This window comes from Synechococcales cyanobacterium T60_A2020_003 (assembly GCA_015272205.1).
GTDB lineage: Bacteria > Cyanobacteriota > Cyanobacteriia > RECH01 > RECH01 > JACYMB01.
The window spans coordinates 1-16,078 of record JACYMB010000024.1 but is presented as its reverse complement, the minus strand read 5'-3'; the positions used below and the strand labels follow the sequence as shown (position 1 = coordinate 16,078).

General features: G+C 50.7%; 13 protein-coding genes and 2 pseudogenes. 6 read left to right on the top strand and 9 right to left on the bottom strand.

Annotated elements, in window-relative coordinates; all coding sequences use genetic code 11:
- The first annotated feature begins 185 nt into the window (after positions 1–185).
- Positions 186–710 (top strand): annotated as a pseudogene (locus tag IGR76_01230) (universal stress protein).
- Positions 711–776: 66 nt separating this feature from the next.
- Entirely contained in the window at positions 777–1,082 is a 306-nt protein-coding gene (locus IGR76_01225; GenBank protein ID MBF2077163.1) for a hypothetical protein, read from the top strand.
- A gap of 35 nt (positions 1,083–1,117) precedes the next feature.
- Here the strand turns inward: IGR76_01225 and IGR76_01220 are convergent, their stop codons facing one another.
- Both IGR76_01220 and IGR76_01215 read right to left on the bottom strand, forming a co-directional pair.
- Positions 1,118–2,515, bottom strand: coding sequence for an aldehyde dehydrogenase (locus IGR76_01220; protein MBF2077162.1), 1,398 nt, complete (start codon positions 2,513–2,515; stop codon positions 1,118–1,120).
- A gap of 89 nt (positions 2,516–2,604) precedes the next feature.
- Positions 2,605–3,975 carry a UDP-N-acetylmuramoyl-L-alanine--D-glutamate ligase gene (locus tag IGR76_01215; GenBank protein ID MBF2077161.1) on the bottom strand — a complete coding sequence of 457 codons (1,371 nt, stop codon included), beginning with the start codon at positions 3,973–3,975 and terminating at the stop codon, positions 2,605–2,607.
- 751 nt (positions 3,976–4,726) lie between these two features.
- Between IGR76_01215 and IGR76_01210 the strand changes: the two genes are divergently transcribed.
- Complete coding sequence (locus IGR76_01210; protein ID MBF2077160.1) at positions 4,727–6,394, top strand: pentapeptide repeat-containing protein; 1,668 nt, start codon at positions 4,727–4,729, stop codon at positions 6,392–6,394.
- 107 nt (positions 6,395–6,501) lie between these two features.
- Positions 6,502–6,804, top strand: a complete 303-nt coding sequence (locus IGR76_01205; protein MBF2077159.1) for a DUF3493 domain-containing protein — start codon at positions 6,502–6,504, stop codon at positions 6,802–6,804.
- On the opposite strand, the pseudogene IGR76_01200 reads toward IGR76_01205, so the two are convergent.
- Both IGR76_01200 and IGR76_01195 read right to left on the bottom strand, forming a co-directional pair.
- Positions 6,801–8,563 (bottom strand): annotated as a pseudogene (locus IGR76_01200) (ShlB/FhaC/HecB family hemolysin secretion/activation protein). The gene IGR76_01205 and the pseudogene IGR76_01200 overlap by 4 nt on opposite strands.
- Positions 8,564–8,997: 434 nt before the next feature.
- Entirely contained in the window at positions 8,998–9,315 is a 318-nt protein-coding gene (locus IGR76_01195; protein MBF2077158.1) for a hypothetical protein, read from the bottom strand.
- Between the two features lie 1,230 nt (positions 9,316–10,545).
- Here IGR76_01195 and IGR76_01190 point away from each other — a divergent pair.
- A complete protein-coding gene (locus IGR76_01190; GenBank protein MBF2077157.1) occupies positions 10,546–11,535 on the top strand; it encodes a glycosyltransferase family 2 protein in 990 nt (329 codons plus the stop codon).
- A gap of 92 nt (positions 11,536–11,627) precedes the next feature.
- Complete coding sequence (locus tag IGR76_01185) at positions 11,628–12,140, top strand: serine acetyltransferase (protein MBF2077156.1); 513 nt, start codon at positions 11,628–11,630, stop codon at positions 12,138–12,140.
- Positions 12,141–12,249: 109 nt separating this feature from the next.
- Here the strand turns inward: IGR76_01185 and IGR76_01180 are convergent, their stop codons facing one another.
- The 5 genes from IGR76_01180 to IGR76_01160 form a co-directional block, all read right to left on the bottom strand.
- Positions 12,250–13,065, bottom strand: coding sequence for an ABC transporter ATP-binding protein (locus IGR76_01180; GenBank protein ID MBF2077155.1), 816 nt, complete (start codon positions 13,063–13,065; stop codon positions 12,250–12,252).
- 40 nt (positions 13,066–13,105) lie between these two features.
- Entirely contained in the window at positions 13,106–13,918 is an 813-nt protein-coding gene (gene cbiQ / locus IGR76_01175) for a cobalt ECF transporter T component CbiQ (protein ID MBF2077154.1), read from the bottom strand.
- A complete protein-coding gene (gene cbiM / locus IGR76_01170) occupies positions 13,915–14,574 on the bottom strand; it encodes a cobalt transporter CbiM (GenBank protein MBF2077153.1) in 660 nt (219 codons plus the stop codon). Before cbiM ends, cbiQ begins: the two co-directional genes overlap by 4 nt.
- A gap of 27 nt (positions 14,575–14,601) precedes the next feature.
- Positions 14,602–15,063: a carboxypeptidase regulatory-like domain-containing protein gene (locus IGR76_01165; protein ID MBF2077152.1), complete on the bottom strand. Its 462-nt coding sequence runs from the start codon at positions 15,061–15,063 to the stop codon at positions 14,602–14,604.
- A gap of 202 nt (positions 15,064–15,265) precedes the next feature.
- Positions 15,266–15,973, bottom strand: a complete 708-nt coding sequence (locus IGR76_01160) for a DUF4382 domain-containing protein (GenBank protein MBF2077151.1) — start codon at positions 15,971–15,973, stop codon at positions 15,266–15,268.
- Positions 15,974–16,078: the final 105 nt, after the last annotated feature.

Sequence of the window (16,078 nt, the reverse complement as noted above, 5' to 3'; positions counted from 1 at the left end):
TTCCGGTGGGAGAAGCCCGCACCGTATGTTTGCATCGGTGTCGGGAGTACGTCACAGTTCAGTTTCAATTGGTCGATTGTTCAGACAACTGCATCAAAGTTCAATATCTACATTATTTCTTCAGCTATTAGCAGGCTTCAAGACTATTAAATTTAGCTGTTTTCTACAATAATTCCGAGTAAAAAATGCTTCCCAAAATCTTAGTTGCTATTCCTGACTCAGAATCGAGTCAGTACATTTTTGATCAAGCGTTAATGCTGGCAAAAGCTACCCAGGCTTGCTTAGGGTTAATTCATGTTATAGATCCAGACGAAACCCTTGAAGAACCTCCCGCCTATCTCAAAACAATAGAACCCTATTTCCAGGGCGAAGATGAAGTTGATCCCTATTGTTATTTAGGTCATTTTGAGGAATTTGAGCCTGATTTATTTGGATCACTCGTACAGAAAGCTGCCGGCGTAGGAGTGAGAACAGAGTGCGCTCATTGTTTTGGAGATCCAGAACAGGCAATTAACGACTTTGCCTATGCATGGAATCCTGATCTGATTGTGTTGGGACGACGAGGGCGTTCACGACTCGCAGAATTTTTCCTGGGCAGTGTGAGTAACTATACGCTTCACCATGCACCTTGCTCAATATATGTCGTTCATGAACCCACTACAGAATCACCTGAAAAGTCCTCAGGGCAAGAACATGAGGTTCCTACCTAACTCATTAATGATTCTAGGACTACTTAGCATCCCTGCCCTATCTCGACTCAATCTGGGCGTTTTTCCATGACATCCACTAAAAAGCGCAATCAGTATTTTCAGAACATTCGCCATCTACACCGGGCTCTCGCCCCAATTATGCTGTTGCCCTTGCTGCTAACGGCAATTACAGGCACGATTTACCAAATTGTTGATTTAGTTGGCAAAGGGGACGCGTTTGAATGGTTGTTAGATTTGCATAAAGGCCACTTTGGTCTCCTAAATGAAGTCATTTATCCGTTTCTAAACGCTCTCGGCCTCTGTGTACTTCTATTTACCGGAATCTCACTGTGGCTACATATGCGCCGCACCCCTAAAAAACGACCCACTTAAAAAGGTCGTGTTCAGCGCCTCTCTCCTTCCCCTCTTCACCCGCCAATAAACTTCTTCATCAACTTCAAATTGGCCGCATAGGGCGCATAACGCCACTTCAAATCCAGCCAGAAAGACTTATACAGCACACTTTTTGGATGGGAGAAGGTGTCGAAGCTGGCTTTGCCGTGGTAGCTGCCAATGCCGCTGTCGCCCACGCCGCCAAAGGGAAGTTCCGAAACGCCAACTTGCATGATCGTGTCGTTGACGCAGGCGTTACCCGATGAGGTTTCCGACAGGACTTTTTGCTGAACCTCTTTATTGCGGGAGAAAATGTATAGCGCTAGGGGTTTGGGGCGATCGCACACAAAGGCGATCGCGTCATCCAGGGTGTCGTACTCCAGCACGGGCAGGATGGGGCCAAAGATTTCGTCCTGCATAACGGGAGCATTCGGGGAAACGTTATCAAGAATGGTCGGTGCAATGTAGCGATCGCCTGCGTTGGTTTGTCCACCACAAATCACCGTGCCATCCTGGAGGAACCGTTCCAATCGGGCAAAGTGCTTATCGCTAATAATCCGGCCATAGTCGGGACTCTGCGACGGATCATCTCCGTAGAACTCCCGGATTTGTGCTTTGATCGCGTCTAATAGTTCGGACTTAATCTGGCGATCGACCAAGAGGTAGTCCGGTGCAATGCAGGTTTGCCCCGTGTTGATAAATTTGCCCCAGGCAATCCGTCGCGCCGTTTCCGGAATCGACGTATCGCGATCAACAATACAGGGACTTTTGCCACCCAGTTCCAGCGTCACCGGGGTTAGATGCTCTGCTGCTGCTTTCATGATCACCTTGCCGATCGCCGTTCCGCCAGTGAAGAAGATGTGATCAAACTTTTCAGCCAGTAGAGCTTGACTCGTTTCCACCCCACCTTCAACCACAGAAATGTAGGCCGGATCGAAAATTTTTTGCGCTAGGTCTGCAATGACTCGCGAGGTCGCCGGAGCCAGTTCGGAGGGCTTCAAAATCGCGCAGTTACCAGCGGCGATCGCCCCCACAAGCGGAGACAGAGCAAGCTGAAATGGGTAGTTCCAGGGGCCAATAATCAACACTACACCCAGCGGTTCCGCATGAACTTTAGCCGTTGCCGGAAACTGATCGATGGGCGAGGCAACCTTACGCGGCTTTACCCACGATTTGAGGTGCTTTAGAACATGATCAATCTCGCGAATCACCCCAATTTCGGTGGCGTAGGTTTCAAACTCCGGTTTCCGCAAATCAGCGTGTAGCGCTGCCATTACTGCATCTTGGGCATCAAGAATGGCTTGCCGCAAGGTCTGGAGTTGCTGCATCCGAAATTCCACATCCTTGGTTTTCCCCGTGCGGAAAAAGGCTCGCTGCTGACCAATCAAATCTTGAATCGACTCCTGGGTGGGGCGATCGCTGAGTTGCACCATGCGTCTTTCTCCTAGATGATTCGCTGAGTTAATCGAGGTGGGAAACCCTATCTACAGAATACCGATTTCTCAAGCGCTGCCCCTCTGTCCTAATCCTGAAATTGCTCCAAGCAAAGCTGGCGGAAATGGTCGCCCCGCTGCTCAAAGCTCCTGTACTGATCAAAACTGGCACAAGCAGGCGACAGCAGCACTACCCGTGCGCCCACCTGCGGAGCCAGTTCCGCCGCCCGTCGCACCGCCCGATCCATCGTTTCGACGATCTCAGTGTTGGTGTAGCCCGTTTCCGCCAGTCGTTGTGCAAACGCAGGCGCGGCATCCCCAATCAGAAGCACCGCTGCGGCCTTAGCGTGAATTTGGCGCATCCAGCCTTCATCATCCCCCGCTTTCGGATCACCCCCGGCAATCAGGATCGCCGGAGCCGCAACCGCCGCTAGTCCTACCTCTGCCGCATCGTAATTGGTGGCCTTGCTATCGTTGATGAAGTCAATTCCCCGCCAGGTGCAAATGTGTTCCAACCGATGGGGAACACCGGGAAAGGTGCGAACGGCTTGGGCGATCGCCTCTGGGTCAATCCCCGCCAAACACGCCGCCGCCGCCGCCATCAGCAAATTTTGCTGGTTATGACGGCCCACCATTCGCAGATCTGCCGCTTGCACAATCGGTGTTTGTCCGTGGAAGACCCAGCCATTATCCAGGTAGGTGCCCCGGTCTGGATTCGCCACCAGATATTCTTTCCCCTGCACGCTCGTCCAGCAGGCATCCGCAAATTGGGTCGGCGCATGAGCACGCAGGTACGGATCGTCACCGTTAAAGACTTGATAGCGCGATCGCCCCAGGAGACTTGCCTTAATCGCGTAGTAGTTATCCAGCGTGTAGTGACGACTGAGGTGATCCGGGGTAAACGTCGTCCAAATGCCAATCTCAGGCGCTAAGGTATCCGACGACTCAATCTGGTAGCTGCTAACCTCGGCAATCACCCAATCCAACGGGCGTCCCCCCTGAGTCACAACCTGATAGGCCAACTCCGTCGCCGCGTTTCCAATATTGCCGCAGGAGGGTGCATTCAAGCCCGCCGCCTGAAACATCGCCGCAACCAGCGCTGTAGTCGTCGTTTTGCCGTTCGTGCCCGTAATGCCCACCCACGGCCAGGACTGGAGCGATCGCCATGCCAATTCCATTTCGCCCAGGGTTTCAATGCCGAGCGATCGCGCTTTCTCAATCGGTTCCAAGTCCCACGGCACCCCTGGACTAACCACCAGTCGATCAAGCTCAGCAGGATCAGGTTGGATCGTATGCCCCAAGCGGACTGGAATCCCTTCAGCTTCAAGTTTCGTCTGAAGGTGTTCCAAAAATGGAGAGGTGGTGCGATCGCTAATCCACACGTCCCAGCCCTGCACCTTCAACAGCCGTGCCGCCCCAATTCCCGACTTCCCTAACCCAACAATTGCCGCGTGAGGCATAGTTCTTACCAGAGATCACTGCATTTTCAGCATTCTACTGGTATTCATCACCACCGCAAATATGCATACGTTTCCCGAAACGTGAACGCGTCGATCTGTTAATAACCTCCAAACTTTGGGCATGATAGAGATAGCAATACCGTAGGGGCTGGTCACAGCAGATTCTTCGAGTCCTGCTGACTATAAGTCTCGATGTCCCCATTGCCGCACGGCACTCCCTCTTGAGGCGTGACACCAAACCCCAGTCCACCCAAGGCTCTGCCTAACCCCGTCGTCACTACTCATGTAGGATGGCCCAAGTTAAGCCCGCAATGGCAGCCATCGCAGATTCAAACCTCAAGTGTTGCTAGTATGATGGGCATCTGCCCATAGCGCATCTTCGGAAGATGCGGTCAGACAATGTTGAAGTAGGGACAAAACCTTATGGTTCGCATATTACGAAGAGCAGATCTAGAGTCGTTAACAACCACCTGTGTCTCTAGCTAAGGGTTACACCGCTATCGTCCTTTCGAAGCAGAGGCTTAATTCCATACGGTTAACCTTGAGTCTGAAGCATTAGTGTCAGTGTTTACCGGGATTTCAATCCACACTGTCATTTCCTTAGGAAATCTTTATCCGATTCTCTGTAGGAATAGCGGTTAGTGCTTCTGGATTTCAGGAAATAATGGTAGATAGAACGTAATTAAGTGCTCTGCTTCGACGACCTTTCCTAAGCATTGCCACCGCGATCGACAAGAATGAGTGATGTCGAATGAGCTACTGCTTGAACCCATCCTGCCCAAATCCTGACAATTTAGCCCACACAGAGATTTGTCAAGCTTGTGGCTCCAAATTGCTGCTCAAAGATCGCTATCGCGTGGTACAGCTCTTGGGGCAAGGAGGTTTTGGCGCAACATTTCTCGCCAAAGACGAATCACTACCGGGCAGTCCTTTCTGCGTGATTAAGCAGTTGCGGCCAGCCGCCCATTCAGCCCATGTGATGCAAATGGCTCGCGATCTCTTCAAGCGCGAAGCTAAAACCCTTGGCAAAATTGGGAATCACCCTCAAGTACCTCGCCTACTGGACTACTTTGAAGCAAATCAGGAATTTTATCTCGTTCAAGAATATATTAGCGGATCAACCCTACAGCAGGAAGTACGCGATTCTGGCCCATTCAGCGAAAGCGGGGTTAAACAATTCCTGAGCGAAATCCTGCCAATGTTGCAGTATATCCACAGCCAGCAGGTGATCCATCGCGACATCAAGCCTGCAAACTTGATTCGCCGCGCCGAAGACAAAAAGTTAGTTTTGATTGATTTCGGAGCCGTTAAGGATCAGGTTAGCCCAGAAAGGATGGGGGCATCGGAGCAAACGGCACTCACCTCCTATGCCATCGGGACACCGGGGTATGCCCCTCCAGAGCAAATGGCGATGCGTCCGGTTTATGCCAGCGATATTTACGCGCTTGGGGTCACCTGCATTTATCTCCTTTCTGGGAAATCACCCAAGGATATGAACTATGACTCCATGACGGGGGAATTACTTTGGAGAGAGCATGTCCATGTGAGCGAACATTTTGCGGGCGTTCTCCAAAAAATGTTGGAAGTCTCAGTGCGCCACCGCTACCAATCCCCCAATGACGTTCTGCGCGCATTGGATCTGGAACCCTACCTGGATAGCCTTGCCCAAAGCATGGTGACAACGGCGGGCAAGTCGTCTGGGCCAAATACTGTCGCAAAATCGGGGCGATCGCCCTCAGCAGATCCTGCAGGCGATCACACATCGCTATCCACCTCCCCATCCGCACGCATGGCCGCCGCAATTCGTGCCCGCCAGATTGCCCGCCAAGGAGGCGATACCACCAACATCCAAACCGGGGGGAATCGTCGTACACCTGGGATCGCTCGAACCTCCCTCGACTCCAATTCATCCAGTGGTAATACCCCCCATCGTACGGGGGGAGCAGCCCGCAGCAATTCCAGTGAGCAACCCGCCTCTAAAATTTTGGCGCGTATGGATGCCAAGGAAATCCTAGACGCCTATGCGAAAGGGCGCAGAGACTTCACACTGCATAACCTGGGCATGTTGAATTTGTCCCGCGCCAATTTGTCAGGGGCGAGCTTCCATCAATCCAAGCTCTGTAAAGTCAATCTCCAAGGTGCCAACCTCTTTAACGCTGATTTTGGGCGGGCTAATTTGAATGAAGCCGTCTTGAAAAACGCCAATTTAGCGAGGGCGTATCTAAGTCATGCCGACTTGGGTAATGCGAATTTACGAGGCGCAGACCTGAGCTATGCCTATCTCAGCAATGCAAATTTACGGGGCGCAAATCTCTGTGGAGCCGATCTCACCGGAGCCAAGATTTCCGAGGAACAGCTTGCTACTGCACGCACCAATTGGGCCACCATTCATCCCAGTGGACGACGGGGATTTTGGTAAAGAGTCTTGCATCGGGTGCCTCATCTGCATGTTCTGATTCTGTTAGGCTACAAGAGGTAGAGGGAATGAATCTCTAACGCTACACCGTGGAAGCCTACAAGCAACTGATGTCTAAGCCAGATCCAAAGCAACCGTTTCGCAACCCTATCTCACCGCGATCGCTCACCCCAGAAGAGCGCGATCGCCTCATGGCGGAAGTGAAAGCCCCCTATCGAGGTCTGCGCATTTTCGTCTATTTTGCCTGTGCAGCATCGGGTGCGATTGGCGCGGTCATTTTTCTAAGCCAACTCGTCGCTGGTCGAGGAGATCCAGCAACGCTGCCTAACTTTGCCCTGCAGCTAGGCGTTATCGCCCTAATGGTGTGGTTCTTTCGGTTAGAACAACGGAGCAAGCGGAGCAAAAACAACTAAAACTGATAGCCCACGCTGAAGTAAAAGCCCTCATCCTGGGCATTATTGCCCCGATCATCCAAGTTTACAAAGGGAATAGCATAATCCAAACGCAGATTTAACCCAGGCATTGGCTCCCACAAGGCTCCAAGGCCAACGCTAGCTAAGAACGTCTGATCCGGTAAGGATGATTCCAGACCGCACCCGCGTCTAGGAAAGGAGCGAGCTGGAAAATCGGATTGGCCGACGCATCTCACGCTAGAGTGATCCGATCCTCTAGGGTGAAGCGAAACCCATTGTCCCCAGATCTCGCATTCTGGGTGTATCCCCGCACCGACTGTCCTCCCCCAATCACGAATTGTTCAGACGGCAGCAGACTGTTAGGGGTCAGTTGCAAATCGAGCAGCGCGATCAGCAAATGATCCTCCCCTAGACGCTGCACCCGCTGCCCTTGAAACAACCAGCTAACGAACAGACCGTCGGGTACGGGCGGTTCGTTAATCGTTGGATCAAATACGTCAATACCGAAACTAAAGAGCGATCGCACGGCCCATGCCCCATACGGATCGCGGTGGACGTAGTCCTGCCCAAAGCGCAGAGCTGTCACCCGACTCACCCCATTCTCGTCAGGGCCAATGCCGAACGGCGTCGGTAAGTCAAACAAAAACGTTTGCCCGTCTTTGTAACTCAGCCCCAACGATAGCGCAAACTCCTCCTCGACCCGACGAATGAGCGGTTGCCGGAAGCTGATCTCATAGATCTCCGACGAACCGGAAATGTCAAAATCAGCGAACTCATCATCGGTGATATCGTTCCAGTCCCAAATTGCTTGAATTTGTAAGGTGCCATCCATCGGGTTTAGCGGCACTTGATAGGCAAATTCAACAATTTCTGCACCTCCGGTCGTCGTACGTCGATAGGTGGCGTTGACTTCATCCCCTAATCCAGTCAAATTGCGATAGCCAAGACTCACATTCATCCGTTCCGATCCCACGCTGGGAGGGGAATAGTTATCTACACTAAAACTCCCCAACCAAGAGTCAGCTTCCGTAACCCGAACCACCAAAATACTTTGCCCCACCGTGCCCGATGGACGCAGACTCGCTTCTACGGTTTTAAACAGCGGATCAAATCGCAGTAGCCGCAATTGCTCTTCCAAATCTTGAGTCTTTAAAGGAACACCCGCACCAAGCTGAATGCGATCGCGCACATAGCGTTCATTCAACCGCTGCAATCCTGAAATTTCAATATCTGACAGGCTCCCTTCAATCACCTGGATTTGAACAACGCCATTGGTAATCTCCTGATCCACAAGCAGCGCTCTCGACGTGAGATAGCCTTCGTCTAGATACAGTTGCGTAATCGCATCCGTGGCGGCTTGAAGGTCGGCCAACCCAATTTCACGGTTCTCTAGAGGCTGAATGATAGGTGCAAAATCCTCGGAATCAAATACGGTACTACCCACAACCTCGATCGTTTGCACCGAAAACCGAGGCTCGGCATCCGTATCAGGCTCAGGGGGTGATAGCTCTTCCATATCCGGAGCATCCAAGGAGGACTCTGATTCAACTTCAGGGGAAAGCACCGGTGGAGCATCAGGGGGAGGGGGAACCGGAATGTCTTGCAGAAAGCGATCGTCCATCGGATTGGCAGACTGGGAAACCGAAAACTCCAGCAATGCACCCACGGATGGCGACTCCGCCTGGGGTATGGGTTCTGCTGGCAGTTCTACAGCCGATACAGCGGGTGCGCCCACTGTAGCCAACAGCAAACTCGACATTACGGGTAGGCTGGGCTGAACCATAGCTTCTATAACTCCCCTCACACGATGCGTCCGACACCAATTCCTGCTTAATGGGTATTCAGTAAAACTTGCACCTAGTCAGGACGAGATACCCAGCTTTGCTGATTACCGTAACCGTTTAGAACCTATTGGAATTTTGGAGTTCGATGATTACTGTTATGAGTGTATGTCGAGGAATCCGTTACGAAATACACTTATTACAAACTGAAGTGTTTGAAGGAATAGCTTACTTCCGTACCAGAACTGCTTGTTTCCGCAAAACGACAAAAGTGTGCTGACGCCCTCCAACTTGTAAAATGTAGATCCACACAGCACATCGCCCTACTTGGCGAGAGATAGGGCGATCGCATTATGCAAGCGTGTGAAGTTTTAATCCGCACTGCGAACATACAGGCGGTGATCGTCTAGGCTTAGCGATCCGTCAGGGCGTCAAATGCACGCTTAATCTGGTCGGGAACAGACTCTGCATCCTGGGAGTTTTCAGGCCAACTCATTTTATCGTAGTCCGCAGCGCCTTGAATCTCGTTGATTCCCCCTTGAGCAGTTTCCTTCAGATCATTCATTGAGCGAGGTTCCGCCTTTAGCACATCTTCAGAACGTCGCTGCACCTCATTGAGCTGGGCTTCTCCTTCATAGGGCTTTGATTTTGAACTCCCGATTGCATAGGCAGGCATCGCAATGCTAAATAACATCACGCCACACACAACCACGGCTAACACTGTACGCATCAACCGATTGAACCGAACATATAGCAATCCTATTTGGATTGTGAAATGTGCGCCCCGACGGGGCGCACATTTCACAACTCATCTTTTTCATAAATCACGTAGGAACGCTATAGGTGTAATTCATAGTCAATACCTTCCGTCAATTATTAACGACACAAACTCCAAATGAAATCCAAATCATTAAGATACTGAAAACGGGGAGACTCAATTTAGCAATTGAGCGTTCAAAGCTTACTGTAGGGTGAGTAGAAATCTATCCTACTCGAACAAGTCTTGAACAGAATTACCTACAGTTTCTACAGAATCTTGCTGCTCATCTCTAAGCTTCTCAACATACTCGATCCAGACCTGATTGCAAAGCTTCAGAAGGCCGCGCCACAAGTAGATGAGCGATCGCCAACGACGAGAACGCCATCGCTCTGATTAACAAGAGAACATTGTTAAATCGCTTTTCAGCATCTTTTCTTCTATCAACTTAACGTGCTCAACAGCATCGTTCTACTGGCAAAATCCATATTCTATTTATAAGCCGCGAACCCTTCGCTTGAAATCAATCTAGAGTTTGAATCCTTAGATAAAAACCAATGCAGATATCCGACTAAAGGAATATTTTTTCTTAAATTTACAGACAAACTATTGCCTTATAAAGCACTGAATCATCGCTCTGGAAAATTTTATTTTCCTTACAAAATTAATCTTCTTGTTCACGAAAAAATTCAATCTGGAATCAGAACTCGAAAGAGTTGATCATGGAGCGACGCTCTCCAATGTACTTCTACTACTCACACACGAAACCTCTTGATTTTTTAGTACTTTTCACCCTCAAGAGGAATAATCTTGACAGCATCTTAATATATACAGCTAGAAATTTTGCACTGCCCTCAAGGGTTAACAGATATACTGGATGCAGCTAGCCTACCTAAATTCATTAAGATGAAGACTTGTGCATCCTTCTCTATCAAGGTTCAAAGACCATTAGTTGGCGTGAAAGTTCTAAAGCTCCCGGAGTTTCGAGCGATTTCATGCTTGACGCCCCTGGGCAGTGGATCGTCTCCTATACTGAATACTGATAACTGAATACTGATAATTGAAGGTAATTGAAGAATGTTCAACTTGCAGCTTAAATAAAGTGTTTATCAGATAATTCATTCCCTCATCATGTATCTAAAAGTCTAAAACTTCTGTTTTATGCCTGCCGTGCCATCCATGTTTACTGGTATCAGAGGAGTTATGTCTGCCGAAACTCAGATTCATCAAAAATCTGTCCTAGTCGTCATCGTGAACTACCGTACTGCGGGCTTGGTGATTGACTGCTTGCGATCGCTCGTGCCGGAAGTTCAGGCCATGCCCGGTATTCGTGTCACCGTAGTCGATAGCCACTCTGGAGATGGCTCTGCAGAAAAGATTGCAGCGGCGATCGCCAACGAGCAGTGGCACGAGTGGGCTACCTTCATGCCCCTCGATGTTAACGGGGGTTATGCCTTCGGAAATAATGCGGCGATCCGTCCAGCGCTAGCGTCTGACACTCCACCAGACTATGTTTTCCTCCTCAATCCTGACACGGTAGTTCGTCCCGGTGCGATCCGCACGCTTGTGGAGTTTATGGACGCTAACCCTGAAGCGGGCATCGCAGGCAGTCGGCTCGAAGATCCGGATGGTACACCTCAACGGTCTGCCTTTCGTTTTCCTAACATTGTTAACGAGTTTGAGGGTGGGTTACGCCTTGGTATTGTGACCCAGCTTCTCTCGAAATGGATTGTCGCGCCCCCCGTTTCCGATGAAATCTGTGAAACAGAATGGGTGGCAGGGGCGAGTATGATGGTGCGCCGTGCAGTGTTTGATGACATTGGCTTAATGGACGAAGCGTATTTCTTGTACTACGAGGAACTCGACTTCTGTTTAGCATCTCATCGCGCGGGATGGTCGTGTTGGTATGTTCCTGAAAGTCGAGTGGTTCACTTCGTGGGACAAAGTACAGGGGTGACTGATGCTAAGCAGAAGGCCAAGCGTCTCCCAACCTATTGGTTTGAATCCAGACGACGGTACTATGTGAAAAACTACGGCTGGTTCTATGCCATTCTGACAGAACTTGCGTGGATGATTGGCTTCTTAACCTGGAGAGTCCGCCGTGTGATTCAGCGAAAGCCGGATTCCGATCCGCCTCAGCTCCTCAGCGACTTTTTTATGAATAGTGCCCTGGTAAAAGGAGGTCAGCTTTGAGCAATTCGGACACCATTAACCGGGAATCAAAGTCTGTCAACTCTGAACTCAAATCTTGGGCAGACGGTGCGCGGGTTCAGCTTGAATTGGGATTGTGGGAACAAATCCGAGAAGATTGGATAGCTCATGGGCGCGACTGGACTCTACCCGGTTTCCGAGCGGTTGCCGTGTATCGATTTGGGGTGTGGCGCATGGCACAACCGAAGATCATCAGAGCCCCCCTCAAGTTTCTTTACAATGCTCTCTATCGCAAAGTTCGCAACGGCTACGGGATTGAGCTTCCCTATACGGTAACGCTGGGTCGCCGTGTCGTGATTGAACACCAAGGGGCGATCGTAATCCATGGGTACAGTGTCATTGGAGACGACAGCATTATTCGCCAAGGCGTCACCCTTGGCAATCGGCATCTCGATCGCCCCCTTGATGCACCGAAACTGGGGGCGCGGGTCAATGTTGGGGCAGGCGCAAAAATTCTAGGCGCAGTCACCATTGGCGATGACGCCTGTATCGGCGCGAATGCAGTGGTGATCTCAGACGTGCCTGCAGGACAAACCGCCGTCGGCATTCCCGCTAAATTACTCAAGCCAAAGTCTGCCGAGTCCTAACAGCACATTCGGTTAATCAATGATCAATTCGTAGAGGCGGGTTTCGCCATTGAATCTCGGCATTGGCTGGGTTCGGTCTGCCAAACTCGCCCGTACCCACCGTTAGGATTCAAGCGGAATCGCGATCGTGGTGGGGCTGTTGATGGGGCACGAGTGAGTGAGGTTTTTCCATACCATGGGCTTCCATAAGCTCCTGATCACCCATAATTGTTTTGGGCTCTCCATCAGCAACAATTTTCCCTTCATCCATCAAAATCACGCGATCGCACACTTCTAGCAGAAATTCCAGATCGTGGGACGAGATCACTAGTGTTTCCGTCGTAGTCTTCAAAAAATTAATTAATCGCCGTCGCGCCCTCAGATCCAAGTTTGCCGAAGGTTCGTCATAGATAACGACACGAGGGTGCATCGCTATCACACCCGCGATCGCCACCATCCGTTTTTCCCCCCCCGATAAGTGATGGGGCGCACGATTGGCTAACTCCGTCGTTCCGGTCAAATGCAAGGCTTCTCGTACCCGTTCGTGAACGGCTGCTTCATCCAAGCCCATATTTTGAGGGGCAAAGGCGACATCATCCCATACCGACGCCGATAACAACTGGTCATCTGGATTCTGAAAGACTAAGCCAATTTCCGGTCGAAACTCGCCTAGCGCAATCGATCGCCCAAACACCTCAATCTCGCCTTGATGCGGCTTCAACACACCGCAAATACTCATAAACAGCGTTGTCTTTCCGGCTCCATTCGGCCCAATAATGGCAACCCGTTCACCCGGCTGGATGGTAAGCGAAACATTCTGCAGCGTATCAGGCTTATCGGGATAGGAAAAGCTGACATTCTGAGCCGCGATCGCCGCGAGCTGAACCTCTAAACTGGGCTCTGTGGCAACCCGCGGAGAAACTGTTGAGAAATTTGGATAATCCATACACGTAAAAACCTAGTTGAAACCTGCCAAAAACGCGCGATTACCTCAATATTGCTTGAACAAGGATTAAGCTTGCTGCACCCGTAATCGTAGCGAATAGCGCAATTAAGCTAGCTCGATCCATCGTCTGGCTCCAAGACGCTGTTTGCCGAGGCTGACATCCGTACCCCCGCAACCGCATCGCTTTATAAACCCGTTCCGACTGTTCATAACTCCTCACCAACAGCGTTCCGGTCAGAGAAGCCAGGATTTTTAGTGTCGAGAGATTTGGTACAAACGGGAGCGATCGCCTCTGAGACGCTGTCTGGACAGCGTAACCACTGTGGAACCCTCTTAATCGCATCGATTGCTGCATTTGTCCCAAATTGTCGGCAATATCGTACAGGTATCGATAGGATAACAGCAGCATATCGGTTAAGACACTCGGTAAGCCGAGCGATCGCATCGCCTTTACCATTGTCAAAAAGGGAGCCGTTCCAAACAGCAGCAAACTCAAGGTAATGATGGCGAGGAAGCGGCAGGAAATCAGCAGTACGGCCAGACATCCCTCCTGCCGAATCGTGATGATCCCCCACTGCCACAGCACCGTATCCCCTGAAATAAAGGGCAAAAGCCCCACAATCCCAAGCAAGAAATAGCCCGGATAATGAACCCGTGAAACCCAGTAGGACATTGGCAATCCTGAAATCCAGTACAGAACTGCCGTGAGACTAATGACGATCGGCAAAAGGCGAATATCTTCGACAAAGGCGATCGCCCCTATCAATGTACTCAAGCCAATCAGCTTGCATTGGGGATGCCATCGGTGGAGGGGAGAATCTAAATCGGCATACTCATCAAGCTCAAGCCTCATGAAAGATGCTCCTTAGCCGGAAACAACTCCGGCTTCACCCGATTCAGAAACAGCACAATGAACGCGGTAAACGTACCCTCAATCACCATTAACGGAATGTGGGCGAGGGTCAAACCGTACACCGCCGCTCGCTCCGTAGAGGCATCAAAAGTCGCGGGAATCGTCGTAACGACCAACCCAAAAAAGATGAGCGCCGATAATCCAATGCCAACCGCTCCAGCCAGAAACGCAAAAACGCCCAACGCAATCCTGTCTTTCCACCAACGAGTGACATAACTACGCCCTTGAAACACATGGTGGGCAATTAACGCAGGAATCCCCATCATCACCGCATTCACGCCTAAAGTCGTCAATCCTCCATGACCAATAATCACGGCCTGAAAGAAAAGCCCCACTAGAATTGCAGGAAACGCATAGTAGCCCAGCAACGCACCCAGCAGACCATTCAAAACCAAATGGACACTCGCGGGGGGAACCGGAATACTAATCGATGAGGCAATAAAAAAAGCAGCCGTTAGCAAGGAGGCCCTGGGAATGCTCTGCGTCGGATCCGGATCGTGACGAATCTGACGTAAGGCATACCAAGTCGCTAAACCAGCGATCGCATAGCCACCAATACAAACCTTTGCCGGGAGAATACCATCAGGAATATGCACGCGCAGACCCACACTTTGCTAGAAAACTTAAAACTGAGAAGGAGTGGACTGTAGACCAGAATCAGCAGATTTCTGCATCCGCTGCTTTCGTCCCGAAAAATAAAGCGCAGTTCCGACAAACCCCCAGGTCATTGCACCAAAAACGATTAGCTTTTGCACCGAATTCAGCCCCCCCGTGCTCCCACGAGTGCCGACAGGATTGGATTCAGCGTCCACAGGAATAGTCATAATATCACCGTGGCCAGCCAGCCGAAACTGAACCTCCCAGTTCCCAGGCTGGCTCAAATCTGGCTTGAACATAAATACGCCTTGGTCATCTGCTGTTCCCGTGAGCCAAGGGGTCGAGGGATCATCAGGCGCATATACAGCCACCTGAGCGTCGGCCATCGGCTCTCCAGAATCGTATTTTCCCTGGATTTCGATAACCTCAGTCGTTTGATAGGACATGGACACGCCATGGGCATAAGCGTGGCGCGCCGTGCCAAACATCACGATCGATAAAACGCTTAGCCAAAGAGGCGATGGCCATCTCGTCAGTTTTTTGACCATAAAAACTTGGCCCTCTAAATGAAGTACTCAATGAGTCAAATCAAGGTCTATAAAGCTACGAAACCTGGAAATTCCGTAAGTGTCATTTGTTTACATCACGAGGCACTTTGTCTCTTACTCAAGCATGGGTGAATGAACCCTGTTAGCTATCCGCACCACAATGCCCTTCACCAACATGACCGAAACCAGACACAGCCTTCTCTAAGGTGGCGTAATCTTCAGGGGCAAGAGATTGCTGCAATGTTGCCTGATCCACAACCAGTTCCCCCCCACTCGCAAGGGCGGCCAATGGTTCAAACCCTAATGCTCCAGTATTCAGGGAATCATCAGGCGCAGCACTGCCGTCGCCAAAGATATGGTCGAAGTGGAAGGTTGCTTCTAAATCTGCGCTGTTTCCTGCCTTTAAAATTCCCTTCCGCTCATCCCCCACAAAATCGCCACAGGTGTACGTTACTTCATTGCCCAATTGGAGGGTAAAGTTAACGGTTTGCCCTTCCTTTTGAGCTGTGCCAACGAGCATCAGTACCGAACCTGCCGCAGGCCCATCACTAGCCTCAGCCATCTGCCACGACAAAGCATTGTAATGTCCTTCTGGCGCGTCCACTTCCGCAATCAAAATCGGATTAGCCTGCTCATCTCCCTCGGCTAAATCCACGGTTTTGGACTCCGCAACTGTGATCTGCTCTTGCGCTTTAAGGGATTCACTCGCCTCTGGATCGTAGGCAGGCTCAGTTTGGTAGGCAGTAACATCCGCTAACGTAACGTATGCGTGATCGAAGGTAATAGCCCAGCCATCCTTCGAGGTAAACCCCTGGCGGACAAAATCTTCGCCGTTTGCATAAACGGCCAAACGCCCTATTCCAGTTGCACTATCCGCTGCGTTTGTATCGGCTTCCCCATTAGATGATGGAGATTGGTCGTCGGAAGCCTTTGGCTTTCCTCCAGAACAACCAAC

Coding starts and splice junctions, on each gene's coding strand:
- IGR76_01225 (MBF2077163.1), top strand. CDS start 777: ATGACATCCACTAAAAAGCGCAATCAGTATTTTCAGAACATTCGCCAT.
- IGR76_01165 (MBF2077152.1), bottom strand. CDS start 15,063: ATGTTTGGCACGGCGCGCCACGCTTATGCCCATGGCGTGTCCATGTCC.
- IGR76_01190 (MBF2077157.1), top strand. CDS start 10,546: ATGTCTGCCGAAACTCAGATTCATCAAAAATCTGTCCTAGTCGTCATC.
- IGR76_01180 (MBF2077155.1), bottom strand. CDS start 13,065: ATGGATTATCCAAATTTCTCAACAGTTTCTCCGCGGGTTGCCACAGAG.
- IGR76_01205 (MBF2077159.1), top strand. CDS start 6,502: ATGTCTAAGCCAGATCCAAAGCAACCGTTTCGCAACCCTATCTCACCG.
- cbiQ (MBF2077154.1), bottom strand. CDS start 13,918: ATGAGGCTTGAGCTTGATGAGTATGCCGATTTAGATTCTCCCCTCCAC.
- IGR76_01195 (MBF2077158.1), bottom strand. CDS start 9,315: ATGCGTACAGTGTTAGCCGTGGTTGTGTGTGGCGTGATGTTATTTAGC.
- IGR76_01220 (MBF2077162.1), bottom strand. CDS start 2,515: ATGGTGCAACTCAGCGATCGCCCCACCCAGGAGTCGATTCAAGATTTG.
- IGR76_01215 (MBF2077161.1), bottom strand. CDS start 3,975: ATGCCTCACGCGGCAATTGTTGGGTTAGGGAAGTCGGGAATTGGGGCG.
- IGR76_01210 (MBF2077160.1), top strand. CDS start 4,727: ATGAGCTACTGCTTGAACCCATCCTGCCCAAATCCTGACAATTTAGCC.